A 24198-nucleotide genomic window follows, 5' to 3' on the forward strand; every position below is an offset into this window, starting at 1 on the left:
CAGTCATGGCCCGGGTGCTGTGGCACTCCGGGCGCAGGCCGGGGGCTTCGCTGCCCCCGAGGCGTATCGCGCTGATCACGGGGTCCAGGCTATCTCGCCCACCCCGGTAACCGTCACGAGCCGTATGTGTACAAAAGAAGACCCCGAACTTTGACAGTCTGGACAGCGCGGAGGCCCGTGCTGCCGCACTCTGGTAGCTGGATATCTGGTATCCGGTCAGTGCAGGCCGACGCACCGTGGGGAGCCCCGTCATGGCACCGAAGATCCTGATCGTCACCGGCGACGCCGCCGAGTCTCTCGAGGTCCTCTATCCGTACCAGCGGCTGCGCGAGGAGGGTTACGACGTCGATATCGCCGCTCCTTCCCGCAAGACGCTCCGCTTCGTGGTCCACGATTTCGAGCCCGGCTTCGACACCTACACCGAGAAGCCCGGCTACACCTGGCCCGCCGACCTGGCCTTCGCCGAGGTCGACCCGGACGACTATGTGGCCCTGGTGATCCCCGGCGGCCGCGCGCCCGAATACCTGCGCAACGACGCGGACCTCCGCAAGATCCTCTCGGCGTTCTTCGACGCGGACCGCCCGGTGGCCCAGATCTGCCACGGTCCGCTGATGTCGGCCGCGGCCGGCGCGCTGAAGAACCGCCGGGTCACGGCCTACCCCGCGCTGGAACCGGACATGGAGACCGCCGGAGCCGCCTTCGAGGACACCGAGGTCGTGGTGGACGGCACGCTGGTCTCGTCCCGCGCCTGGCCCGACCACTCGGCCTGGATGCGTGAATTCCTGACCGTGCTGCGCACCAAGGCTCCGGTGACCTGAACCACCGCTCCCCGGCCGGCCGCTACCCGCCGAGCTGCTCGGCGAGGGCGGCGGCCTCGGCCAGGGTGTCCACGACGGGCACCCCGGCCGCTTCCAGACTGGCCCGGCTGTGCGAACCGCCCGTGTAGAGCACCGCTCTCGCTCCTACATGGGCGGCGGCCACCGCATCGTCCACCGCGTCACCGATGACCACCGTGTGCTGCGGGGATATCCCGTCCAGCGCCGCGAAGTGCCGCTCCATGTACTGCGCCTTGCTGCCGCCGGAGGGCCCGGTACGCCCGTCGACACGCACGAAGTGCCGCTCGATGCCGTATCCGCGCACCACGGGCAGCAGCTCGTCGTGCCGGTACATGCTCATGATGGACTGGCTCCGGCCGGCCAGCTGCCACTGGGCGAGCAGCTCCGCGGCCCCCTCGGTCAGCCCGCAGGCGTCCCGCTGCTGCGTGTAGTAGGTGTGGAAGATCCCGTCCATCCGCTCCCACTCGGCGTCCGTGGGCAGCCGGCCCATCATCCGTTCATAGAAACGCGGTATCGGGATGCAGTACATCTCCCGGTACTGCTCCAGAGTGATCGGCTCCAGGCCGACCTCGCCGAACGCGGCATTGGTCGCGCCGACGACCGCGGTGTTGTCGTCGAGCAGCGTGCCGTTCCAGTCCCAGACCAGATGCGTGCGGTGATTCCCGTGCGTCCCCATGTCCAGAAAAATACCTGCTGCCACTGACAATCGGACGAACGGCAGGACCAAGCTTTCGCCACGGTCTGGCGGACCGGCCGGAAAACCGGTCAGCCGATCAGGTTCGGGATCTCCTGAACGCCGAACCACAGCAGCTCGTGGTCCTCGGCTCCGTCGACGGTGAACTGTGCGTCGTCGTCGCCCAGGTCCGCCGCCCCCAGGACGGCCGCGGCCGCCGTGACGTCCTTGTCCGCCTCGTCCGAGTCGACGTGCACGGCAGCGGCCTCGGCCAGCGCGACCGCGGAGGCGATGGTGACCTCACCGAGCGAGGAGGCGTCCAGGACATGGCCCGGGTCGGCGACCGCGGCCCCGTCCGGCACATCGACGGCGACGACGACGCGGCGGCGAACGGCTCCGGGGTCCCCGGCGATCATCCGCAGCGACGCGGACGCGGCCCTGGTCAGCGCGGCGTACTCCAGCTCCTCGATGTCGTCGGAGACGTACCACTCGCGCAGCGCGGGGGTCACCGCGTAGGCGGTCAGCGGTCCGGGACCGACTTCGCCGGCCCGGTGCGCCGCTGCGAGACCGGAGAGGGTCAGGGGGACGTACACGCGCATGGCTGGGCCGCTTTCGTAGTCGGAGACGCCCTCAGGATACGTGCGGCGTCCCCCTTTGGGGTTACGTGTACGGGCCCGGCCCCGTCCACCCGGCAACCGCCCCTCACCCTGCCCGGCCCGCCCCCGGCCCCCTCACCGGACCGCCTCCATCACCCGGATAGGTGAATCACGCGTCCGCCACCCCCGGCCGATCGACGCTTGCGGCGCCTCCGCCACCCCCGTAGAAGATCCACAGCAGAAGTTACCGCCCGGTACTGATCCGGGCCTCTGAAGCACGGGGGCGACAGCGATGACCACGAACAGGACCCGGCCCGCCGGACGGCACGACGCACGCAGGCCCGAAACCGTACCCGCACAACGCCGCCGGACACCCCAGCGGGTCCGGCCCCACCAATGGTTCGCCGAACGTCTCCTGGCGGTCCTCAGCGGCCAGCGCCCCGTCCACTGGATGCTCGGCCACACGATCGGCGAGGCCTACGACCAGCTCGCCGAACTGGCCCCCGCCACCCCGCTCAGGAGCCGCGGCGCCCGCCCGGTCATCCGCATGTGCCGCGGCGCCCAGCCGGCTCCGGGCGTCGTGGAGGCCTGCGCAAGCATCGCGGCGGGCGAAGAGGTACGCGCCATGGCCTTCCGCCTGGAACAGGGCCCCGACCTCCGCTGGCGCTGCGCCGCGGTGGAACTGGGCAGCACCCCCATCCGCCACCGCTGACCAAACCGACGGCCGCACACCCCACCCGCCAGCCCGACCACACCTACACCCAGGAGCCCACCCACACCCACCCCAGGAGCCGCCCACACAGAAGGCCCGGCCACACACCAGCCCACCCCGGCCACACCCGGCTCACCCGACTCACCCGGCTCACCCGGCTCACCCGGCTCACCCGGCCGATCTGGCTCATCCGGCCCACCCTGCCGGTGCGGCTCACCCGGCCCACACGGCCCACCCGGCCGATCTGGCTCATCCGGCCCACCCTGCCGGTGCGGCTCACCCGGCCCACGCGGCCCACACGGCCGATCTGACTCATCCGGCTCATCCGGCCTACACGGCCCACCCTGCCGGCCCGGCTCATCCGGCCCACCTGGCCCACCTGGCCTACCCGGCCCACCTAGCTCACCCGGCCTACCCGGCCCACCCGGCCCACCCGGCCACACCCGGCCCACCCAACCCAAGCGGCCCACCCAGCCACAGCCCCGCCCCACCCAGCCCCTCCGGCGTTTGAGGAGCGGGGTCCGGGGCGGAGCCCCGGTTTCGGGAAGGGGCGGGTAGGGGACGAGGCCCCGCGCAGCGGCCACCCCCGCACCCACCCCCACGCCGCACCCACCCCGCGGCAAACCCCCGCCCCGGCACACAACGGCCAACGGCCGGGGCCGGACACCCAACGGTGCCCGGCCCCGGCCGCAACAAACGATCAGCGATCAGCGAAGCGCACGCTACTTCTTGCGCCGCCGCCCACCCCCACCACTCTTCTGCGCCTTACGCCGCTCCGCCCGGGTGAGCCCGTCCGACTCCGCCTCACCCTCACCGTTGGAGAAGTCGCCCTCGACGACCCCGCCCTCCCCGTCCACCGTGGGAGCGGAGAAGTGGAGCCGGTCCGGACGCTGCGGAGCCTCGAGCCCCTTGGCCCGGATCTCCGGACGCGCCGCCGGAACGCCGTCCTCCTTCGACAGCGAGGTGCGCTCGGCCGCATCCTGCACCGGAACCTCCTCGACCTGCTGCTCGACCTGGACCTCCAGGTTGAACAGGTAGCCGACGGACTCCTCCTTGATGCCCTCCATCATGGCGTTGAACATGTCGAAGCCCTCGCGCTGGTACTCGACCAGCGGGTCCTTCTGCGCCATGGCCCGCAGGCCGATGCCCTCCTGGAGATAGTCCATCTCGTAGAGGTGCTCACGCCACTTGCGGTCCAGGACGGACAGCACCACGCGCCGCTCCAGCTCACGCATGATGTCCGAGCCGAGCGTCTTCTCCCGCTCGTCGTACTGCTCGTGGATGTCGTCCTTGACGGACTCCGCGATGAACTCGGCGGTCACACCGGCAAGGTCCCCGGCGGCCTCCTCCAGCTCGGCGACCGTGACCTTCACCGGGTAGAGCTGCTTGAAGGCGCCCCACAGCCGGTCCAGGTCCCACTCCTCGGCGAACCCCTCCGCCGTCTCCTGGCGGATGTAGTCGTCGATCGTGTCGTCCATGAAGTGGCGGATCTGGTCCTGCAGGTCCTCACCCTCCAGGACCCGGCGCCGCTCGCCGTAGATGACCTCACGCTGCCGGTTGAGCACCTCGTCGTACTTCAGGACGTTCTTACGCGTCTCGAAGTTCTGCTGCTCGACCTGCGACTGCGCCGACGCGATCGCCCGCGTCACCATCTTGTTCTCGATCGGCACGTCGTCGGGCACATTGGCCATCGACATGACGCGCTCGACCATCTGCGCCTTGAACAGACGCATCAGGTCGTCACCGAGCGACAGGTAGAAGCGGGACTCGCCCGGGTCGCCCTGACGGCCGGAACGACCGCGCAGCTGGTTGTCGATACGGCGCGACTCGTGCCGCTCGGTGCCCAGGACGTACAGCCCGCCGAGGTCCTTGACCTCCTCGAACTCCGCCTTCACGGCCTGCTCGGCCTTCTCCAGCGCGGCGGGCAGCGCGGCCGCCCACTCCTCGACGTGCTCCACGGGGTCGAGACCCCGCTGACGCAGCTCCGCCTCGGCGAGGTCGTCCGGGTTGCCGCCCAGCTTGATGTCCGTACCGCGGCCGGCCATGTTCGTCGCGACCGTGACCGCGCCCTTGCGGCCGGCCTGGGCGACGATCGTCGCCTCACGGTCGTGCTGCTTGGCGTTGAGGACCTCGTGCTGCACGCCGCGCTTGGACAGCTGCTGCGAGAGGTACTCGGACTTCTCGACCGAGGTGGTGCCGACCAGGATCGGCTGGCCCTTCTCGTGCTTCTCGGCGATGTCGTCGACGACGGCGGCGAACTTCGCGACCTCGGTGCGGTAGATCAGGTCCGACTGGTCGGCCCGGACCATCGGCCGGTTGGTCGGGATCGGCACCACGCCGAGCTTGTAGATCTGGTGGAACTCGGCGGCCTCGGTCATCGCCGTACCGGTCATGCCCGAGAGCTTGTCGTACAGGCGGAAGAAGTTCTGCAGGGTGATCGTGGCGAGCGTCTGGTTCTCGTCCTTGATGTCCACCCCTTCCTTCGCCTCGATCGCCTGGTGCATGCCCTCGTTGTAGCGGCGGCCGGCGAGGATACGGCCGGTGTGCTCGTCGACGATCATGACTTCGCCGTCGATGACGACGTAGTCCTTGTCCTTCTTGAAGAGTTCCTTGGCCTTGATGGCGTTGTTGAGGTACCCGACGAGGGGGGTGTTCACCGACTCGTAGAGGTTCTCGATGCCGAGCCAGTCCTCGACCTTCGCGACACCGGACTCATGGATCGCGACAGTGCGCTTCTTCTCGTCGACCTCGTAGTCGCCGGTCTCCTCGATGCCCTTGAGCGGGTTGCCCGCCTCGCCCTTGGCCAGACGCGTGACCAGCTTGGCGAAGTCGCCGTACCACTTGGTGGCCTGGTCGGCGGGACCGGAGATGATCAGCGGCGTACGGGCCTCGTCGACCAGGATCGAGTCGACCTCGTCGACGACCGCGAAGTTGTGACCGCGCTGGACGAGCTCGTCCTGCGACCACGCCATGTTGTCGCGGAGGTAGTCGAAACCGAACTCGTTGTTCGTGCCGTACGTGATGTCGCAGTTGTACTGCTCGCGGCGCTGGGCCGGCGTCATGTTGGCGATGATGCAGCCGACGGACAGCCCGAGGAACTTGTGGACCCGGCCCATCATCTCCGAGTCGCGCTCGGCCAGGTAGTCGTTGACCGTGATCAGGTGCACGCCCTTGCCGGAGAGCGCATTGAGATACGTGGGCAGGGTGCCGACCAAGGTCTTGCCCTCGCCGGTCTTCATCTCGGCCACATAGCCGAGGTGCAAAGCTGCGCCGCCCATCATCTGGACGTCGTAGTGGCGCTGTCCGAGGACCCGCTTGGCGGCCTCACGGACCGTCGCGAATGCCTCGGGAAGCAGGTCGTCCAGGCTCTCGCCGTCCGCGTACCGTTCCTTGTACTCGTCGGTGAGCGCCCGCAGCTCGGCGTCGGAGAGGTTGACGAAGTCCTCTTCGATGGAGCTGACCTGGTCCGCGATGCGGTGCAGTTTGCGCAGGATCTTGCCTTCGCCTGCACGCATGAGCTTGTTGAAGACGGACACTGAGGCTGGTCTCCTTGCCGGTCGGGCCTGGCACTGGGTCGTGTTATGGACTCTGGCGCGGGCACGGCAGGTGGGCCCCACCGCAACGGCCATCGTAAGCGAGGACCCCGCCGCGCCGGGAGGGCTGCCACTGCGTTGACCCCGCAGTGCCCTTCCGAGTCAACGGCCGAAGGGTGCCGAAGGTGCCGGGAAGCCCGAAAAGTACTCGACCCGCGACCGTTCCCTCCGCAGAATCCGTACATGGAGCCGATCACTCTCACCACCGAACGCCTGCTGCTCCGCCCCTTCGCCCCGGGCGACGCGGACGATGTGTACGCGGCCTGCCAGGCCCCCGACATCCAGCGCTGGACGGTCGTCCCCTCCCCGTACGGCCGCGCCGACGCCGAACTCTTCACCCGGGAGTTCTCGCCGGGCGGCTGGCAGGACGACTCCACGTACAACTTCGCCGTGGTGCTGCGCGAGGGCGGGGCCCTGACCGGAGCCCTCGGCATCAGCCGCCGCAGCCTGCCGGGCACGTACGAGGTCGGCTTCTGGGCGGCCCCCGGACACCGCGGCCTCGGCCACACGACGGAAGCGGTCCTCTCGGCCGCCCACTGGACCTTCACCTCGCTCGGCGGTGACCGGCTCGAGTGGCGGGCCGAGACCGGGAACTCGGCCTCACGCGCCGTCGCACTGCGCGCCGGCTTCCGCATGGAGGGCGACCAGCGCTCCGGGCTGCTCAACAAGGGAGTACGACGCGATACGTGGACCGGCGCGCTGCTCCCGTCCGACCTCGGCCTGTCCGGCACCCACGCCTATCTGCCGGCGGCCGCCCCCACCCGTCCGTGATGTCCGCACATCCCCGGCAGGGATGTCAGTGCGGCCCTCTAGGGTGCGAGGCATGACGTCTGTGCAGCCTCCCGCAGCCGAACTCTCCGCCGACCAGGCACGCAGGATCGCCCTGCGCGCCCAGGGCTTCCTGGGCGCCCCGGACCGCCGGGCCGGGGTGCCCGGAGTGCTGCGCCACCTCGGCGCCGTACAGCTCGACACGATCTCGGTGCTCGCGCGCTCGCACGAACTGATTCCGTACGCGCGCCTGGGCGCGGTGGGCCGTCGCACGGTCGAGGACGCGTACTGGACGGGGGGCCGCGCCTTCGAGTACTGGTCGCACGCGGCCTGCATCCTGCCGGTCGAGGAGTGGCCGCACTTCGCCTTCCGCCGCCGCGCCTACCGTGCCCGGCCCCAGTGGCACCACGACCTGCCGGACGGCGCGTACGACACCGTCATCAAGCAGCTGCTCACCGAGGGCCCCCTGACGGCGACGGAACTGGGCGGCGCGAAGAACGGCGGGGAGTGGTGGGACTGGTCCGCTTCGAAGGTGGCCGTCGAGCGGGCCCTGATGTACGGCGAGGTGGTGTGCACCGAGCGACGCGGCTGGAAGCGGGTCTACGACCTCGCGGAGCGTGCCCTGCCCGACGCCGTGCTGCACGACGATCTGGACGACGCGGAGTGCCTGCGCCGGCTGGTGGCGCTCGCGGGGCAGTCACTGGGCGTCGGCACCCGCGCGGACATCGCCGACTACCACCGTCTCAAGGGCGAGCAGTTCGACGCCGTGGTGGCGGACTCCGGGCTGGTGCCGGTGACGGTGCAGGGCTGGGCGAAGCCCGCCTGGGCGGATCCGGCCGCACTGGCCACCGAACCGCGCGGCCGCCACCGTACGACGTTGCTCTCGCCGTTCGACTCACTCATCTGGGAGCGGGCGCGCACCGAGCGGATCTTCGGTTTCACCCACCGGCTGGAGGCCTACGTGCCCCGGCCCAAGCGCATCCACGGCTACTTCGCGATGCCCCTGCTGGCGGGCGGCCGGCTGCGGGGCCGGGTCGACCCGGCCCGCGAGGGCGCGACGCTCGTCGCCCGGCAGGTGTCCCTGGCGGACGCGAAGGCCGTGGCGCCGATGGCCGAGGCGCTGGTGGAGGCCGCCTCCTGGGTCGGCTGCACGGACGTGCGCCTGGAGCGGGTGGACGCACCGGAGCTGCGCGGTCCGCTCACCCGGGAAATCACCCGCGCCCTGGCCTGACCGCGCATTACCGGGGCTTTGCCCCCGGCCCGGTCACCTGATCTCGAGGATCTTCTCCCGCATGGCATAGACCACGGCTTCCATCCGGGAGTGCAGCTGCAGCTTCTCCAGAATGTTGCGGACGTGGTTCTTCACCGTGTTCTCGGAAATGAAGAGTTCCTTCGCGATATCCCGATTGTTCATGCCCGTAGCAACCAGTTTGAGGACTTCGAGCTCGCGTTCGGTGAGCCGGGGCGCCGGTACCAGCCGGCGCTCGTCGGTCCGCTGGATCATCGACTTGAACTCGGTGAGCAGTTTGGACGCCATGGAGGGGCTGATCTGGGACTGCCCGTCGGCGACCGCGCGAATCGCGGTGGCGACCTCGTCCGTGGAGATCTCCTTGAGGAGATAGCCGGTGGCGCCCGCCTTGATGGCGTCGTACAGATCGGCCTCCTCATCACTGATCGTCAGCATGATGATCTTCGCGCTGGGTGCCACCTCCTTGATGGAGGTGCAGGCCTCGATACCGCCCCGCTTGGGCATCCGGACATCCATCAGCACGATGTCGGGCAGCAGATCGGCCGCCTTGTCGACGGCCTCCGCCCCGTCCCCCGCCTCGCCGACGACCTGGATGTCCTCCTCCTGTGCGAGGACGATCTCCAGACCTCTGCGGAAGAGAGCGTGGTCGTCGACCACTAGGACCCGGATCGGCTCCTTGCGGTAACCACCGTCCTCGTCACCGCCGGTATGGACACCGGCAGCATCGCCGGCAGCATTCGCATCGCGCACGGGCCCGAAGGTGTCCGCCATCGTTCCTCCCCCTGAAGGCCACGGCCTGAAGTTCACAAACTGTCCGCCAACGGCAGTTCACAGAACAGCGATTGGCTTGGGCCGCCATGATTTCATGCCTGGACCTCAGAGCGGTGATCCTGTGGTGGCACGCGGGTGCCCCTGGGAGCGCACAGACGCTCCAGGGGCACCCCGAAGTGGTGGCGTCAGCCGCCGAGCGCACCGCCCGCGCCGCCCGCCTCGTCGGCGGCCAGCGGGTCGGTCCTCAGGTGGATGACACCGTAGTCGTAGGCATGCCGCCGGTAGACGACACTCGGTTCCTTCGTCTCGGAGTCGACGAACAGATAGAAGTCATGACCGACCAGCTCCATCTCGTAGAGCGCCTGGTCGAGCGCCATGGGTGCCGCGACGTGCGTCTTCTCGCGCATCACCAGCGGTCCTTCGCCCTGTACCTCGAGCGAGCCGATCCTGGTGGTGGGCACGGGCTGTGCCGTTTCGTCGGCGATCAGTTCCCCGTCGCCGTTGAACGAGGCCGCGTCCGGCACCATTTCACCGACCTCCGCAGCGGAGATACGACCCGTGCCGCGGCGGCTGTAGCGCTTGTCGTGCTGCTTGCGCAGCCGCGCCTCCAGCTTGCCTGTGGCCAGGTCCAGCGCTGCGTACGGGTCGCCTGCGGCCGCTTCTGCCCTGATGACCGGTCCACGCGAGCGGAGCGTGATCTCCACCCGGTCGGAACGGTCTGCCTGACGAGGATTCGGCTCCTTGGACACCTCCACGTCGAGGCTGATCACCTTGCCGTCGAACTTCTGGATCTTGTCCAGCTTCAGCTTCTCGGCCACGTGCTTGCGGAACCGCTCGGGCACCTCGGTCTTGCGGCCCTTGACGACGATGTCCACGCAGAACTCCGTTCCCGGATCGCTCCGCTCAGCGGCGGAGCATCTCCCTTTTGCACCAGGCTCCGGTGGTGGCCGGAGCCGCGGACTCGGTGACTTCCACCTCCTCCTCCCCCGTCGGCAAGGTCTCCACCCCACCGAATTTCCGGTTTCTGAACTACCGGTGGGTCGCCTGCCCGAAACCTGGTGGTGCATTCGCCGAGGTCTGGCATTCACCATTCCTCACAACCGAACATAGCCTGCCCGGCGGGATGTCGGCACCCGCTACTCGCACGTACCTCCGTTCAGGTCGTTCTACCCACTCACTACCTGCAACGATGCAAGTTCAGTTCCAGTTCCGGTTTATTTCGAAGGCGGCCGGAGATGCTGCGACTACGGCCGCCGCGCACCCCTGTGAACCAGCGATTTCCCGCCCACCGGCCGCGCCGATCGCCCGTGCCGCCTCGGCCAGCGAGGCCCCTGTCGTCAACAGGTCGTCCACCAGCACCACTCGTCCGGCGGCAAGCAGCCGCTCACCCCCGGCCACCACGGCCAGCGCGCCCGCCAGATTCGCCTGACGCTCCCGGGCTCCGAGGCCCGACTGGTCCGCCACCGGCCGCCGCTGCCTCAGCACCGCGACCACCCCGGCCGGGGTTCCTGCGCGCCGCAGCTCCGCCGCGGCCGCCCGTGCGATCCTCCGCGCCGGATCATGTCCGCGCGCGGCCACGACCCGGCGCGCGGAGGGCACAGGCACGAGCAGCAGGGGTCTCCCGTCCGGCGGCTGCCCCGCCCCGGCCCTCACGGCACCCGCCAGGGCCTTGCCAAGTGCACCCGCCAGGCCGAGCACACCGCGCTCCTTATGGGCCAGCAGCACCGCCCGTACCGCGTTCTCGTACCCGGCGGCGGCATGCACCACGGGCAGACCGGCCGGCTCCGGATCGGGCCGCACCCGGCGCGGCGCCGCGCCGTACAGCTGAGCGCCGCATTCCTCGCACAGCCCGGTCCGCGGTCTGCCGCAGCCACCGCAGGCCACCGGCAGGACCAGTCCGGTGATCTCCCGCCACCACCCGCGCATGACTCCACTGTGCCCCCGCCGAAGCTGCCGGACCACCCCTGTGGACAACGCCCGGCCGCGCGGGCGGCGCCCTCGACGTCAGCCCGGGTAGACCAGCGCCGAACCTTCCTTCAGAACCGTCTGCCAGTTGTCGCCCGGCAGCAGTTTCACTATCCCGTCGCCGAACGTGTCCGCCATCAGCGGCAACTGCTCGTCGTCCGCCGCGGCGATGGCCAGCACCTGGTTCACCCCGGGCAGTACGCCCGAGGAGGGCGTCGAGCCGTCCGCCTGCACATAGCGGACCTGCTGCACGCCACCCTGCTCCTTGCCGACCACCACGAGACGGCTCCCGCCCGACCACGACATGGCGGTCACATCCGCCAGCTGGGGCGCGGCCTGCCGCAGATCCACCACGGAAACCTGCGCGTCGCTCTGCGGCCCCTGCCGCTCGATCCGGCCGATGTTCAGCGTCGTACGGCCGTCGCGCGTCAGCAGCAACGCGATACGCACCCCGTCCGAGGACAGCCTCAGCGCCTTGATCCGGCTGCCGCCCAGGCTCGGCACCGTGACCTCCTGCGGCTTGCCCGCACCGCCGGCCAGCCGCAGCAGCCTGGAATTGCCCGGGTCCCGGTCGGCGACCCACAGGTCGCCCCGGCCGTCCCAGCTGGGTGCCGTGAGCCGGTCCTTGGTACGGGCGGCCTTGCTGGTCACCGCCGGAACGGGAAGCTCACCGTCCGCGGCGATGGAGGACACGTAGAGCGCGTCCCCGTGCTGCGAGAGCGCTGCCGCCGTCTGTTCGTCCCGGGCCACGCCGACCGCGCTCACCCGCAGCGAACCGCTGCCGAACGGTCCGGCCACCGGCTCCGGCTCACCGCTGCCCTTGGTGCTGCCCGGAATGCGCTGCACATGCCCCTTGTCATCGACGAAGTACTGACTGTCGGGGCCCCCCGACGAACCGTCGGGGGCGTACTCCTCCGCCTGATCCGCCCCGAGCACGCACAACGGCGAGCCGTCCGAGCGCAGCAGCTCCACCTGCTCGACGCGGGCGGATGTCAGGTCCCGGAGCGTGAAGAGCACCTGCGAGGCCATCATCCGGCAGTCGCGCTGCCCGACCCCGTCCGCCTTCTTGTTGAGCGGGACCTTCAGGACGTTGCGGTCGTCGGGCGTCAGCGAGGTGACCCCCTTGCGCAGACCGGTACCTGCGGGGAAGCGGGATGCGACCACCGGCCTCAGCCAGTCCGTCGGGCCCCGCAGAAGGCTGCGGACCGCCTGCGTCACCGTGTCCATACCGGTGACCGGGTCCGTCCGGTTACGGATGTAGACGGGGTCGGCGACCAGCGTGGACTGCGCCTCGGACCGCCCGGTCGCGAAGTAGAACTTGTTGACGGAACGGTAGAGCCGCTTGAAGTCCGACTGCCCGAGCACCAGGCCGTCCGGCACGATGTCGATGCGCCACTCCTTGCCCTCCGGCCCCTTCTGCCGCACCAGGTGAAGAGTGCGGGAGTAGTCCGTGGGGGCCAGCGGCTGATACGCGTTCTGCTCGTCGACCGTCCCCACCTTCTCGCCGGACAGCGTGTAGCCGACCGCGTCGGTGCTGCGGTCGCTCTCATGGACCGGGCGGTCGCTCCGGTTCGGCGCCTTGGCCAGCACGGTGGTGTTCGCGCTCGGCCTCCAGCTCCTCGACGCCTCCTTGGTGAGGTACTTGCGCGTCGTCCGGAAATCGGAGTCGTCGCTGGTCATCGACTCCAGGAAGCCGTCGACCACCTCGTTCGGGGTGGCACCGTCACGCGGCGCGACCGCGTACACCTGCACCTGGGAGTCACCGGGCTGTGAAGCGTCCACAGCCTTGACGTCACCGGTCACGGGCATCGAGCCGCACGCGGACAGGAGCAGCGCACCGCATCCCAGCAGCACGGTCAGCCCCGCCGCACGTCCACGGCCGCCCTGACGACGGTCACCCACGAGTCGTGTCCTCCCGCCCCGGCTGCTGCCCCGGAGAGTCGTTGTGGCTGCCCGGCCGGTCCTCCGCGGGGCGCGGCACCACGCGCGCACCGTTGCCCGGCAGTGCCGCCGGGTGCACCGAGGCCGGTGCGGTCCGTGCGGGCACGGGGGCCCGGGCCGGAACGGGCAACGATGAACGGTCCGTGCCGGCCGGCTGGGAGGGCACGGCCATCAGCCGGTGCTCGCTGCCCGTGACGGGAGCGGCTGCGGCCCGCTCCCGGTTCTCACGGTTGCGCCGTGAGTCCTCGGGCTCCAGCGGTATCGGCGAACCGCGCAGCGGCTCGTCCGCCGTACGCGGCAGCGTCAGCCGGAACTGTGAGCCGCCACCGGGCTCGCCCCAGGCCTGCAGCCAGCCGCCGTGCAGCCGTGCGTCCTCGACGGCGATGGACAGCCCGAGGCCGGTGCCGCCGGTCGTCCGTGCGCGGGCCGGGTCGGCCCGCCAGAAACGGTTGAACACCCGGGTCGCCTCGCCGGGCTTCAGTCCCACGCCGTAGTCCCGGACGGCCACGGCGACAGCTCCGCCCGCCACCCCCATCCGCACCACGACATCGCGTCCCTCGCCGTGCTCGACGGCGTTGACGACCAGGTTGCGCAGAACCCTCTCGACACGGCGCGCGTCGGCCTCCGCGATCACCGGCTGCTCGTCGCCGACCACCCGGATCCGGGTGCCCTTGCGCTCGGCCAGGGGCTCGGCACCGCCGATCACCCGCCGCACGACCTGCCGGAGGTCTATCGGCTCCGCCTCCAGCGCCGCGGCGCCCGCGTCGAACCGGCTGATCTCCAGCAGATCGGAGAGCAGCGACTCGAACCGGTCGAGCTGGTCCCCCAGCAGTTCCGCGGAGCGGGCCGTGACGGGGTCGAAATCGACGCGTGCCTCGTGGATGACATCGGCGGCCATCCGTACCGTCGTCAACGGCGTCCGCAGCTCGTGCGAGACGTCCGAGACGAAGCGCCGCTGCATCCGGGAGAGCTCCTCCAGCTGCTGAATCTTCAGCTGAAGGTTCTGCGCCATCTTGTTGAAGGCCTCACCGAGCCGGGCGATGTCGTCCTCACCGGTGACCTTCATCCGCTCCTGCAGCCGGCCGGCGGAGAGCCGCTCGGCGATTCCCGCCGCCATGCGCACCGGTGTGACGACCTGGCGCACCACGAACCATGCGATGGCCCCGAGCAGTACGACCACGAACAGGCCCGCGGTCGCCAGCGTGCCCTTGACCAGGGTCAGGGACTTCTCCTCCTGCGTCAGCGGGAAGACGTAGTAGAGCTGGTACGGGTTGCGCTCGATGTCGTAGAGACGCTTGCCCACGACGAGACCGGGCTGCGACTCCTGCCCGTTCTCGTACTGGATCAGGGAGTACGTCTGGAAGGCACCCGGGCCCTTGTTCACCGACTCCCGCAGACTCTGCGGAATGCTCGCCGCCTCGACGCTGCCCGAGCCACGGGGCGCGCGGGATCCCTCGTCGGCGCTGAGCGCCACCACGTTGAAGGCGTTCTTCCCGCCACTGGCCAGCTGGTCGACGAGCTCGGTCCGCCAGGAGTTGTTGGCCGTCGTGCCGTCCGCCGAGTCGTCGCCCTGGCCCGTGGGGGTGACCGGTGCGTTCGCCTTCTCCTGGGCAGCCGCGAACCCGCCCGCGGCCTGGGTCTGGGCGGCCTTGCCCTTCGCGTCCAGCAGGCCGTTGCGCACCTGTCCGATCACGACGAGGCCGAGCAGCAGCACCACACCGAGCGACATCAGCAGCGTGCCCGCGACGACGCGCAGCTGGAGATTGCGCCGCCACAGCCGTACTGCGGGCAGCAGCGGACGCCGTACCCAGCGCATCAGCAGCCGCGGCACCGGCCCGCCGGGCGCCCGGTCCTGGAACAACCGGCCGCCCTGCAGGAAGCGCCCGACCGGAGATGACGTGTGCCCTGAACCGGCAGCCCGCTCCGCACGGACTCCCGGCTCCCCGGGCTTCGGAGCAGTGCTGCCCAGGGACATGTCAGCTCGGTCCGGCCTTGTAACCGACACCTCGGACGGTCACCACGATCTCCGGCCGCTCCGGGTCCTTCTCGACCTTGGAGCGCAGGCGCTGGACATGCACATTCACCAGACGGGTGTCAGCGGCGTGACGGTAGCCCCAGACCTGCTCGAGGAGTACCTCACGGGTGAAGACCTGCCACGGTTTACGGGCAAGCGCGACCAGCAGGTCGAACTCCAGCGGCGTCAGGGCGATGGACTGCCCGTCCCGCTTCACCGAGTGCCCGGCGACATCTATGACCAGATCCCCGATGGTCAGCTGTTCCGGCGCCGGCTCCTCGGACCTCCGCAAACGTGCCCTGATCCGGGCAACCAACTCCTTAGGTTTGAACGGCTTGACGATGTAGTCGTCGGCCCCGGACTCCAGGCCCACCACCACGTCAACCGTGTCGCTCTTGGCAGTGAGCATGACGATCGGCACACCGGACTCGGCCCTGATCAGCCTGCAGACCTCGATGCCGTCCCTACCGGGCAGCATGAGATCCAGCAGCACCAGGTCCGGCTTTGCCTCACGAAATGCAGCAAGTGCCTTGTCGCCGTCCGCTACGAACGACGGCTCGAACCCCTCACCACGCAGCACAATCCCGAGCATCTCGGCCAGTGCGGTGTCGTCGTCGACGACAAGGACGCGTCCCTTCATAAACGACATCATCCCATTAGCTAATCGTTACCTGCGATGATCTGGCACACAGCTCTGCCAGTCCGACCCCCGTGACCGGGGAGATTACGCCCTCTTCCGTGACGATCGCCGTCACCAGTTCCGGCGGCGTGATGTCGAAGGCGGGGTTGTACGACGGGGTGCCCACCGGCGCCACGAGCACTCCGCCCGTCTCCTCACCGGCCACCCCATGCTGTGCGAATGTGAGCTCGGTCACCTCTCGTCCCGGTCGCTGCTCCACGGTGATCGACCCCCCGTCCGCAGTGTGCAGATCCACGGTCGTGGTCGGTGCCACCACAATGAACGGTACGTGGTGGTATTTGGCAAGGACCGCCAGCGGATAACTCCCCACCTTGTTGGCCACGGATCCGTCCGCCGCGATGCGGTCCGCCCCGATGAGCACGGCATCCACCTCCCCCGCCGCGAACAGTGACCCCGCCGCGTTGTCCGTGAGCAGGCTGTACGACATGCCGTTGCGCGCCGCCTCGAACGCGGTCAGCCGGGCACCCTGCAGCAGCGGTCGGGTCTCATCCACCCACAGCCGCCTGAGCCGGCCCGCCCGGTGCGCGGCGAGCGCCACCGCGAAGGCGGTCCCCTCGCCACCCGAGACGAGCGCACCGCTGTTGCAGTGGGTCAGCAGCTGATGCCCACCGCCGGGAAGCAGCTCGTCCAGGAGCGCAAGCCCGAACCCGGCCATGCGCCGACTGGCCGAGGCGTCCTCCGCGTGAAGCGTCCTGGCCTCCTTCAGCGCCACCGCCGCCGCCCGCTCCGCGTCCGCCCCCTTCTCGACGGCCGCCCAGTAAGCCCCGGCGGCCCGCCTCACGCCGTACCCGAGGTTCACCGCGGTGGGCCGCGCCCGCTCCAGCAGCCCGGCGGCCTCCGCCACGTCATAGCCCCGCACAGCGGCCAGAGCCACCCCATAGGCCCCCGCGATGCCCAGCAGCGGTGCTCCCCGCACCGCCAGTGTCCGGATCGCCTCCACCAGCGCCGGCACATCGGTACACACCAGTTCGGCCTCCTCCGCGGGCAGCCGCCTCTGGTCGAGAAGCACCAGCACGGGACCTTCCGGAGGCTCGTCCCAGCGAAGTACGGAAAGCGCGGCGGGTTCGCTGCCCACCTGCGATTGCGCGTCCTGATCAGCCATCCGCCCAGTCTGCCCGGTGACCCGCCCGCGCATGAAGGAACGAAGGAGATGCAGCGCCAGGCCCGGACAGGTGCGACGCGTGGCACGATGGCTGCCAACCTGACGCCCCGATGCGCGGTCAGGACCGTGAAGGAGCGAGAATGAACGACACTCCGGGCTGGGCCTCGCCCGGATCTGCCCCCTCCGACGGCCAGGAGGCGGGAGTTCCCCGGCCTTCCGAGCCCGTCGACGGCAGCGGACCTGCGGGAAAGTGGTCTTCCACGCAGCCGCCCGCAGGCCAGTGGTCCCCGCCGAGCAATTCCGGAACCGGCCCCGGCGTGCCTCCTCCGCCACCCGGCCCGGGTGCCTCCCCGTACGGCCCCGGCTGGGGCCGCCCGCCGGCCGCGGCAAAGCCCGGCGTCATCCCGCTCCGGCCGCTGGGCGTCGGCGAGATCCTGGACGGCGCCGTTTCCACCATGCGCGCGCACTGGCGCACGGTCCTCGGCATCACCCTCGCCGTTTCCGTGATCGCCCAGACAGCGATCCTCCTCGTGCAGCGGTATCTGCTGCCGGAGCCCCCGTCGGTCGACCGGAACGCCACCGGCGCGGAAGCTCTGCGCCAGGCCACCGAATCGCTCCGCTACAGCTTGCTCAACAGCGCCCCTCCCCTGCTCATCTCGATGCTCGCCACGATCTTCACCACCGCGGTACTGACCGTGGTGATCAGCCGATCGGTGCTGGGCCGTTCCGTAACGCTCTCCGACGCCTGGGCCGAGGCCCGGCCCCGGCTGTTCCCGCTGCTCGGTCTGACACTCCTGCTCGCCGTCATGGCCGGAGCCATCATGACCGCGGGTCTCCTCCCGGGCTTCCTGATCGGCGACACCGCAGGTGTCGGACTCGCCTTCATCGGGCTTCTCGCCGCGGTCGGCGTGTTCCTCTGGCTGATGGTCCGCTTCTGTCTCGCCTCCCCGGCACTGATGCTGGAGCGGCAGTCGATCACCGCATCGATGCGGCGCTCCGCCAAGCTGGTCCGGGGTGCCTGGTGGCGGACATTCGGCATCCTCGCCCTCACCTGGCTGCTGACGCTCATCGTGATGCTGGTGATCGGCATCCCGTTCGGCCTCGTCGCCCTGGCCGTGGACGACGGCGGTCTGAGCTCCTTCCTCACCGAAGGAGCCACCGGCTTCGGCTGGCCGTTCCTGATCATCTCCGCCATCGGTGACGTGGTCATCGCGACGATCACCTATCCGCTCTCCGCCGGAGTCATGGCGCTGCTCTACGTGGATCAGCGCATCCGACGTGAAGCGCTCGACCTCGAACTTGCCAGGGCAGCCGGACTGCCGGGTTACGACAACAGGAGCTGACACCGTGTCGGGGGCGGGGGCCACGATGACAGCACGGCTGATGCGGGCGAGCGGCGACATACCCGTGGACACCCCGCGGGTGCCGGCCCGTGAGGCCGCACAGCACGAGCTTTCCAAACCGATGTACCACGAGAACGACCCGAACCCTCTCGCCCGGGCCCTCGACCACCTCTGGACCTGGATCGGCGATCTGCTCTCTTCGGCGTCCGGCGCCGCACCGGGCGGCCCGCTCGGACTGATCGCGCTCGTCCTGATCGTCGTCGCTCCGCTCGCCGCGCTCTGGTGGCGGCTGGGCACCCCGCAACGCAGCATCCGTCCGGCGGACGCCCTCTTCGGCGACGGCCCCCGCACCACCGCGGACCACCGCACCGCCGCCGAGGCCCACGCCGCCGCAGGCCGCTGGAACCAAGCGGTCCAGGAACGGATGCGCGCCATCGTCCGCTCCCTCGAGGAGCGCGCCCTGCTCGATCCCCGCCCGGGGCGCACCGCCGATGAAGCCGCCGCGCAGGCAGGCCGCACGCTCCCCGCACACGCCACGCGGCTCCGTGCGGCCGCCCGGGAGTTCGACGACGTGACATACGGTGGCCGCACGACGGACCAGCCGGCATATCTGGCACTGCTCACCCTGGACCTCGACATCGAGTCCGCCACACCGGAACTCACCGGCACGCTCCGGGGAGCTGCCGAATGACCGCGGTCACCAACCCTTCGACTTCGGCCTCCCCCACCCCCCGCCAGGTGTGGATCCGCACCCGTGGAGTGCTGCTCGCCGTCCTCCTGCTCGTCGTCGCCGGCATCGCCCTGGCAGCCACCCGCTCGGGGGACCAGCACGGTCGCCTCGACCCCCGCTCCGCAGACCGCTACGGCAGCAGGGCCGTCGCCGAACTCCTCAAGGACCGCGGCGTCTCCGTCCGTGTCGTGACCACACTCCAGGCCGCGGCATCCGCGGCCGGTCCCGACACCACGCTCCTCGTCACCGGCCCCAACCTGCTGACGCCGTACCAGCAGAACGCACTCCACGCCGCGATCACCGCCGCCCCCGGTCGCACAGTCATTCTTGGTGCGGGTCCGAACTCCGTAGGCGCACTGGTGTCGGCGTACTCCTGTGAGTGCTCCACCAAGTACGGAGATACGTGCACCAGCAGGGAGGCTGTGAGCCAGTCACGTCATCGCGAGGGCATGACGGTGGCAGGGCGGTGAACTTCCAGGATGACTGCGGTGCCGGCCACAGTTCGGTCCTCGTGCATGGTTATCTGCTGGCCGGGCCGGACGTGCGTCCAGTGGGAGGGGGTGAGGGGCACGAGGCGAACCGTGGCTCGGCCGCCGGGCTCGAGAACGGGCATGTTCTCAACCCAGAGCGAGGCGATGCTCACCGCACGTTCACCGGTGGGTGAGAGGTGTCCGGTGTCCCACATGGGTCGCAGAACACCGGCGCCGGAGATTGGCGTCGTGCGTCGCGCCTCGGCGGCAGGACGGAGCGTCAGACCCGCCCGGATCACGCCGTTGCGGATCTCGGAGCAACGCCAATGGCACCAAGCCGCGCTCCGCTCAAGCCGGAGCTGCTCAGCCGCTTTGGCGAGCTTCTCCCAAAACGCCAGAGGGAGCGAGCGACCGTCCCCGAGCTCCTCCAGCAGGCCCAGGGCGATCTCCCACTCGTCGTGGACGAGGTAGTCCCAGATATCTCGCACCGTGATGTCGTTCTCGGTGGCGGTCTCTTCCGGAACCAGCAGGGAAGCTGATTCGAGCAGCTCAGGGACGTCCATGCGCTCATTGTCGACCAGGTCGTTGTCAGGCTGCGCTTTCCTGGTCTCGCTCGATGGCAGCGAGCCGGTTCTTGAGCCGGTAACTGGGGCCGTTGATGGAGATCACGTCGCAGTGGTGCAGGAGGCGGTCGAGGATGGCGGTGGCCAGGACCTCGTCGCCGAACACTTGTCCCCATTCGCTGAAGGTTTTGTTCGAAGTCAGGATGATCGAGCCCTTTTCGTAGCGCTTTGAGATCACCTGGAAGACCAGGTTGGCCTCGGCGCGTTCGAGGGGCTGGTAGCCCACCTCGTCGACCACGAGGACAGCCGGTCGGAGGTAGCTGCCGAGCTTGCTGCTCAGCCGCCCGGCGGCCTCGGCGGTCTTGAGGTTGCGGACCATGTCGTCGAGGCTGGTGAAGTAGATCGAGTATCCGGCCCGGCAGGCCGCGACCGCGAGAGCGACGGCGATGTGTGTCTTGCCCACTCCCGGCGGCCCGAGCAGAGCTGCGTTGGCCTTGGCCTCGATGAAGGAGAGAGTGGCAAGGTCCTTGACCTTGCGTGGGTCGAGCTCGGGCTGGAACGAGAAGTCGTAGTCGTCCAGCGTTTTGTGGTGCGGGAGCTTCGAGATCCGCAGGCCGGTGCGGAAGCGGCGATCTTCACGGACCGCGAGCTCTTCGGAGAGGACCAGGTCGATGAAGTCGAGGTAGCCCATCTTGGCCTCGTCAGCCCGCTGAGCGTACTGAGTCAGGGCGTCGGCCAGGTGGGGCAGTCCCAGCTTGCCGGCCGTGTTGCGGATGCGGGTGGAGACCAACTCGTTCAAGACGTTTCCCTCGTGCTCGGCTTGGTGGTGAAGGGGCGGGTGCCGGTCAGCTCGTCATAGACCGACAGGGGCCGACGGCCGACCTCGACCTGGGTGACCGCGGTCCGGTTCAGCAGGGCCGCCAGCGGCCCGGATTCGGGTCCTGTGTTCTGCCGGCGGGCCCGGGGCAGGCTCCCATCGCCGGCTGTGACGCGGCGGCCGGATCCCGTGGGCAGACCGTCCCAGTGCTTCTCATCCACGATGCGGGCGCCCCGGCCGACCGCCCGCGGATGGGTGGCCAGCAGGGTCTCGCCACTGTGACCGGGGACGGTGGCATGCAGCATGATCTGGGACTTCGTGGCCCTGACCTCGACCAGCTGGCGAGGGCGGACCCTGCGGGCCGGCACCGAGTAGAGGTTCGCGTCGAAGGCGACGAGGCAGTCCTTGCCGACGTAGCGAAGGTGCCGCTGCGTGACCACATAAGGCGTCTGCGGCAGCGGCCTCAGGGCCACGTGGTCGCGGACCGCCCGCAGGCCGATGACCTCGCCATGGGTGCCGTGGACCTTCGCCCGCCGCATCGGAACCCAGGCGGTGAACGCGGCGTTCATTTCCTCGATGGAGGAGAAGGCGCGTCCGGCCAGGACGTGATCGCGGACGATCAGCACCTGCCGCTCGACCCGGCCTTTCCCCGTGGGCCGGTAGGCGGCAAGCACGTCGGGATCAAAGTCGTAATGCCCGGCGAACGCGACGGCCTCGGGATGCAGTGGGACCGCCTCACCTGGTGCGACATGCCGACGGACCACCGTTTTCGTGCGGTCGTAGACGATCGACATCGGCACCCCGCCGAAGTGCGCGAACCCCTGACGGTGGCAGTCGAAGAAGGTGGCCAGGTCCTGGCTGGTGGTGAAGCAGCAGAACGGATCACGCGAGTAGGACAACGTCATGTGGAACGAGTAGACCTTCGGGATGCCCACGTGAGCGAGGATCTTGCCCTCGTCACCCCAGTCGACCTGCGCCTGGGCCCCTGGCACCACCTCGAACCGGCGGTGCAGCCCCGCCAGCTCACTCGGGCTGATGCCCAGTTCCTCCGCGATACGGGGCCGGGCCTCCTGCAAGTAGATCTTGACGCGCTGGTAGTTGATCGTGAACCCGTACTCCGCCACCAGGCGTTCGTGGATCACCGCACCCTTGAGCAGGATCTCGGCCCGCAGCATCGCGTCGATCAACGGCGCGACCTCGTCCACCACCCGCTGGTACGGCTGACCGTTGGAAGCCCGCCGCGGCGGCGCGACCGGCGACTCGCCCGACAAGTACTTGCCGACCGTACGACGGTTCAGCCCGGTCTCCTTCGCGATCTGCCGCAAGCTCATCGCACCGGACTCATACAGACCGCGAAACCGCCTCAACTCCAACCAGCGATGCGGATCCAGAACCACCCTCGCCGCCCTCCGCCGACCCTGAACAGACGACAGCAGACTCCCGCGGCACCCGCTTCACCGCATCAAGAACGGTGCACTTTCATCCGTACGCGGTGATGCACGTTCACTTGTACGCCGACAACTGGCTCCCGGCGTCCGAGCAGAATCCACCCGCCCCGTCACCGCACGCCCCCCGCAATGCCCCATGGCCGCCGCCCGGCAAGCCGGCGACGCCGAAACGGGTGGCTACCGCTACCTGTCCGAGGACCTCGACGCCCTCACCTGCTACCCGGCCGACGGCTTGGCCTCGCTGCTCCTCCAGCAGTCCGGAGCGGGTGACACCGTGCTCCTCGGCTCCCCCGACCTCCTCCACAACGAACGTCTGGACAACCAGGGCAACGCTGCCCTGGCCCTTCAACTCCTCGGTTCCCGCCCTCATCTGGTCTGGTACCTCCCCTCACTTGCTGATCCCTCCGCCGCCATCGGCAACACCCGTGACCATGGCGGCAGTACGGAGGGCGACACCGCGGACGGCGAAAGCGGCTTCATCGATCTGATCCCGTCCGGCTGGCTGTGGGGCACTCTGCAACTCGCGTTCGCCGCAGTGCTTGCCGCCATCTGGCGGGCACGTCGCCTGGGCCCAGTGGTCGCCGAACGACTGCCCGTGGCAATCCGCGCCTCCGAAGCCGCCGAGGGGCGCGCCCGCCTCAACCGCAGGGCCAATGCCCGCGACCGAGCCGCCGCCTCCCTGCGACACGCCACCCGCGCGCGCATAGCACCCCTCGTGGGCGTCTCCCCCAAGGACGCCCACTCCCCCGCAACACTCCTCCCTGCTCTCTCCGCACGCCTCGGCGCGACTGGCAACGGACCCCAGGAACTCCTCTTCGGGCCGGCCCCGTCCGACGACACCGCTCTCGTTCTTCTGGCAGACCAACTCGACACCCTGGAAAGAGAGGTCCGTACCTCATGAGCGCCCCGCCCTCAGTGCCCGCCGGGACAACCGAGACCGTCAGCAGCGACGAGACAGCCCGCGCTTCCCTGGAAGCCCTGCGCTCCGAGATCGCCAAGGCCGTGGTCGGCCAAGACCCGGCGGTCACCGGTCTCGTCGTGGCGCTGCTCTGCCGAGGGCACGTACTACTCGAAGGTGTCCCGGGCGTCGCCAAGACCCTCTTGGTCCGAGCCCTCGCGGCGTCGCTCGAACTCGACACCAAACGCGTCCAGTTCACGCCCGACCTGATGCCCAGCGACGTCACCGGCTCACTCGTCTATGACGCCCGCACCGCCGAGTTCTCCTTCCAGCCGGGGCCGGTCTTCACCCACCTCCTGCTCGCCGACGAAATCAACCGGACGCCTCCCAAGACACAGGCCTCACTCCTGGAGGCGATGGAGGAACGTCAGGTCACGGTCGACGGCACGCCCCGCCCCCTTCCCGACCCCTTCCTCGTCGCCGCCACTCAGAATCCCGTCGAGTACGAAGGCACCTACCCGCTTCCCGAAGCCCAACTGGACCGGTTCCTGCTGAAACTGACGGTTCCTCTGCCGTCGCGCGATGACGAGATCAATGTCCTCACCCGCCATGCCGACGGCTTCGACCCCCGCGATCTGCGTGCAGCGGGGATACGCCCGGTAGCCGGTCCCGCCGACCTGGAGGCCGCTCGCACCGCCGTCGCCAAGACCACCGTCTCCCCCGAGATCGCCGGCTACGTCGTAGATATCTGCCGAGCCACGCGTGAATCCCCCTCGCTCTCCCTCGGGGTCTCTCCCCGAGGAGCCACCGCCCTGCTCTCCACCGCCCGCGCCTGGGCCTGGCTCACCGGCCGCGACTATGTCATCCCGGACGACGTGAAAGCCCTGGCCCTCCCCACACTCCGGCATCGCATCCACCTGCGGCCCGAGGCGGAGATGGAGGGAGTCACCCCCGACTCCGTCATCACCGCTGTCCTCGCCCACGTCCCCGTACCCCGATGAGGCGGTGA

General features: G+C 69.6%; 20 protein-coding genes and 2 pseudogenes. 9 read left to right on the forward strand and 13 right to left on the reverse strand.

The features are described 5' to 3' along the window. Positions 1 to 251: 251 nt before the first annotated feature. Entirely contained in the window at positions 252 to 818 is a 567-nt protein-coding gene (locus OG782_RS13720; RefSeq protein WP_406450715.1) for a DJ-1/PfpI family protein, read from the forward strand. 22 nt (positions 819 to 840) lie between these two features. Here OG782_RS13720 and OG782_RS13725 read toward each other — a convergent pair whose 3' ends face one another. Together OG782_RS13725 and OG782_RS13730 are read right to left on the reverse strand one after the other, a co-directional pair. Next, on the reverse strand, positions 841 to 1512 hold the full coding sequence (locus OG782_RS13725; RefSeq protein WP_406450717.1) for an HAD family hydrolase: 672 nt from the start codon (positions 1510 to 1512) through the stop codon (positions 841 to 843). 89 nt (positions 1513 to 1601) lie between these two features. After that, positions 1602 to 2108 (reverse strand): DUF6912 family protein, encoded by a 507-nt coding sequence (locus OG782_RS13730; RefSeq protein ID WP_406450719.1) that lies wholly within the window; start codon positions 2106 to 2108, stop codon positions 1602 to 1604. A 289-nt stretch (positions 2109 to 2397) separates the two neighbouring features. Between OG782_RS13730 and OG782_RS13735 the strand changes: the two genes are divergently transcribed. Continuing rightward, complete coding sequence (locus OG782_RS13735) at positions 2398 to 2817, forward strand: Rv3235 family protein (protein WP_406450721.1); 420 nt, start codon at positions 2398 to 2400, stop codon at positions 2815 to 2817. A 722-nt stretch (positions 2818 to 3539) separates the two neighbouring features. Here the strand turns inward: OG782_RS13735 and secA are convergent. Then, positions 3540 to 6353: a preprotein translocase subunit SecA gene (secA, locus tag OG782_RS13740; protein WP_406450723.1), complete on the reverse strand. Its 2814-nt coding sequence runs from the start codon at positions 6351 to 6353 to the stop codon at positions 3540 to 3542. A gap of 240 nt (positions 6354 to 6593) precedes the next feature. On the opposite strand from secA, the gene OG782_RS13745 reads away from it, so the two are divergent. Beyond that, entirely contained in the window at positions 6594 to 7181 is a 588-nt protein-coding gene (locus OG782_RS13745; protein ID WP_406450725.1) for a GNAT family N-acetyltransferase, read from the forward strand. Between the two features lie 52 nt (positions 7182 to 7233). After that, positions 7234 to 8409 (forward strand): winged helix-turn-helix domain-containing protein, encoded by a 1176-nt coding sequence (locus tag OG782_RS13750; protein WP_406450727.1) that lies wholly within the window; start codon positions 7234 to 7236, stop codon positions 8407 to 8409. A 33-nt stretch (positions 8410 to 8442) separates the two neighbouring features. On the opposite strand, the gene OG782_RS13755 is transcribed toward OG782_RS13750, so the two are convergent. The 7 genes from OG782_RS13755 to mtnA form a co-directional block, all read right to left on the reverse strand. After that, complete coding sequence (locus OG782_RS13755) at positions 8443 to 9198, reverse strand: response regulator (protein WP_406450729.1); 756 nt, start codon at positions 9196 to 9198, stop codon at positions 8443 to 8445. Positions 9199 to 9383: 185 nt separating this feature from the next. Next, the gene (gene hpf / locus OG782_RS13760; protein ID WP_406450731.1) at positions 9384 to 10073 is read right to left on the reverse strand and encodes a ribosome hibernation-promoting factor, HPF/YfiA family; all 690 of its coding nucleotides are present in this window, start codon (positions 10071 to 10073) and stop codon (positions 9384 to 9386) included. A 322-nt stretch (positions 10074 to 10395) separates the two neighbouring features. Then, entirely contained in the window at positions 10396 to 11124 is a 729-nt protein-coding gene (locus OG782_RS13765; protein WP_406450733.1) for a ComF family protein, read from the reverse strand. A gap of 78 nt (positions 11125 to 11202) precedes the next feature. Next, complete coding sequence (locus OG782_RS13770) at positions 11203 to 12972, reverse strand: LpqB family beta-propeller domain-containing protein (protein WP_406459048.1); 1770 nt, start codon at positions 12970 to 12972, stop codon at positions 11203 to 11205. A gap of 85 nt (positions 12973 to 13057) precedes the next feature. After that, on the reverse strand, positions 13058 to 15079 hold the full coding sequence (mtrB, locus tag OG782_RS13775) for an MtrAB system histidine kinase MtrB (RefSeq protein WP_406450735.1): 2022 nt from the start codon (positions 15077 to 15079) through the stop codon (positions 13058 to 13060). 1 nt (position 15080) lies between these two features. After that, on the reverse strand, positions 15081 to 15770 hold the full coding sequence (mtrA, locus tag OG782_RS13780; protein ID WP_005316841.1) for a two-component system response regulator MtrA: 690 nt from the start codon (positions 15768 to 15770) through the stop codon (positions 15081 to 15083). Between the two features lie 4 nt (positions 15771 to 15774). Continuing rightward, positions 15775 to 16920, reverse strand: a complete 1146-nt coding sequence (gene mtnA, locus OG782_RS13785; protein ID WP_406459050.1) for an S-methyl-5-thioribose-1-phosphate isomerase — start codon at positions 16918 to 16920, stop codon at positions 15775 to 15777. Positions 16921 to 17060: 140 nt separating this feature from the next. On the opposite strand from mtnA, the gene OG782_RS13790 reads away from it, so the two are divergent. The 3 genes and pseudogenes from OG782_RS13790 to OG782_RS13800 form a co-directional block, all read left to right on the forward strand. Next, positions 17061 to 18263: a glycerophosphoryl diester phosphodiesterase membrane domain-containing protein gene (locus OG782_RS13790; RefSeq protein ID WP_406450737.1), complete on the forward strand. Its 1203-nt coding sequence runs from the start codon at positions 17061 to 17063 to the stop codon at positions 18261 to 18263. Positions 18264 to 18267: 4 nt separating this feature from the next. After that, positions 18268 to 18954 carry a DUF4129 domain-containing protein gene (locus OG782_RS13795; protein WP_406450739.1) on the forward strand — a complete coding sequence of 229 codons (687 nt, stop codon included), beginning with the start codon at positions 18268 to 18270 and terminating at the stop codon, positions 18952 to 18954. Beyond that, a pseudogene (locus OG782_RS13800) lies at positions 18951 to 19355 on the forward strand (DUF4350 domain-containing protein); the annotation flags it as partial. The gene OG782_RS13795 and the pseudogene OG782_RS13800, both read left to right, overlap by 4 nt. Before the next feature lie 74 nt (positions 19356 to 19429). Here the strand turns inward: OG782_RS13800 and OG782_RS13805 are convergent. The 3 genes from OG782_RS13805 to istA are packed head-to-tail and all read right to left on the reverse strand — an operon-like array spanning position 19430 to position 22240. Continuing rightward, positions 19430 to 20026, reverse strand: a complete 597-nt coding sequence (locus OG782_RS13805) for a hypothetical protein (RefSeq protein WP_406447163.1) — start codon at positions 20024 to 20026, stop codon at positions 19430 to 19432. 25 nt (positions 20027 to 20051) lie between these two features. Continuing rightward, the gene (gene istB / locus OG782_RS13810; RefSeq protein WP_406447162.1) at positions 20052 to 20825 is read right to left on the reverse strand and encodes an IS21-like element helper ATPase IstB; all 774 of its coding nucleotides are present in this window, start codon (positions 20823 to 20825) and stop codon (positions 20052 to 20054) included. Then, complete coding sequence (gene istA / locus OG782_RS13815) at positions 20822 to 22240, reverse strand: IS21 family transposase (protein WP_406447160.1); 1419 nt, start codon at positions 22238 to 22240, stop codon at positions 20822 to 20824. The genes istB and istA overlap by 4 nt, the downstream gene beginning before the upstream one ends. A 121-nt stretch (positions 22241 to 22361) precedes the next feature. On the opposite strand from istA, the pseudogene OG782_RS13820 reads away from it, so the two are divergent. Beyond that, a pseudogene (locus tag OG782_RS13820) lies at positions 22362 to 23192 on the forward strand (DUF4350 domain-containing protein); the annotation flags it as partial. Continuing rightward, positions 23189 to 24190: an AAA family ATPase gene (locus OG782_RS13825; protein WP_406450741.1), complete on the forward strand. Its 1002-nt coding sequence runs from the start codon at positions 23189 to 23191 to the stop codon at positions 24188 to 24190. The pseudogene OG782_RS13820 and the gene OG782_RS13825, both read left to right, overlap by 4 nt. Positions 24191 to 24198: the final 8 nt, after the last annotated feature.

It is taken from the genome of Streptomyces sp. NBC_00876, assembly GCF_045207435.1.
Classification (GTDB): domain Bacteria; phylum Actinomycetota; class Actinomycetes; order Streptomycetales; family Streptomycetaceae; genus Streptomyces.

Bases quoted from the DNA above. Each gene is read 5' to 3' on its own strand.
- OG782_RS13720 (WP_406450715.1), top strand. From the start codon at position 252: ATGGCACCGAAGATCCTGATCGTCACCGGCGACGCCGCCGAGTCTCTC.
- OG782_RS13725 (WP_406450717.1), bottom strand. From the start codon at position 1,512: ATGGGGACGCACGGGAATCACCGCACGCATCTGGTCTGGGACTGGAAC.
- OG782_RS13730 (WP_406450719.1), bottom strand. From the start codon at position 2,108: ATGCGCGTGTACGTCCCCCTGACCCTCTCCGGTCTCGCAGCGGCGCAC.
- OG782_RS13735 (WP_406450721.1), top strand. From the start codon at position 2,398: ATGACCACGAACAGGACCCGGCCCGCCGGACGGCACGACGCACGCAGG.
- OG782_RS13745 (WP_406450725.1), top strand. From the start codon at position 6,594: ATGGAGCCGATCACTCTCACCACCGAACGCCTGCTGCTCCGCCCCTTC.
- OG782_RS13750 (WP_406450727.1), top strand. From the start codon at position 7,234: ATGACGTCTGTGCAGCCTCCCGCAGCCGAACTCTCCGCCGACCAGGCA.
- OG782_RS13755 (WP_406450729.1), bottom strand. From the start codon at position 9,198: ATGGCGGACACCTTCGGGCCCGTGCGCGATGCGAATGCTGCCGGCGAT.
- OG782_RS13765 (WP_406450733.1), bottom strand. From the start codon at position 11,124: ATGCGCGGGTGGTGGCGGGAGATCACCGGACTGGTCCTGCCGGTGGCC.
- OG782_RS13770 (WP_406459048.1), bottom strand. From the start codon at position 12,972: ATGCCCGTGACCGGTGACGTCAAGGCTGTGGACGCTTCACAGCCCGGT.
- mtrB (WP_406450735.1), bottom strand. From the start codon at position 15,079: ATGTCCCTGGGCAGCACTGCTCCGAAGCCCGGGGAGCCGGGAGTCCGT.
- mtrA (WP_005316841.1), bottom strand. From the start codon at position 15,770: ATGATGTCGTTTATGAAGGGACGCGTCCTTGTCGTCGACGACGACACC.
- mtnA (WP_406459050.1), bottom strand. From the start codon at position 16,920: ATGGCTGATCAGGACGCGCAATCGCAGGTGGGCAGCGAACCCGCCGCG.
- OG782_RS13790 (WP_406450737.1), top strand. From the start codon at position 17,061: ATGAACGACACTCCGGGCTGGGCCTCGCCCGGATCTGCCCCCTCCGAC.
- OG782_RS13805 (WP_406447163.1), bottom strand. From the start codon at position 20,026: ATGGACGTCCCTGAGCTGCTCGAATCAGCTTCCCTGCTGGTTCCGGAA.
- OG782_RS13825 (WP_406450741.1), top strand. From the start codon at position 23,189: ATGAGCGCCCCGCCCTCAGTGCCCGCCGGGACAACCGAGACCGTCAGC.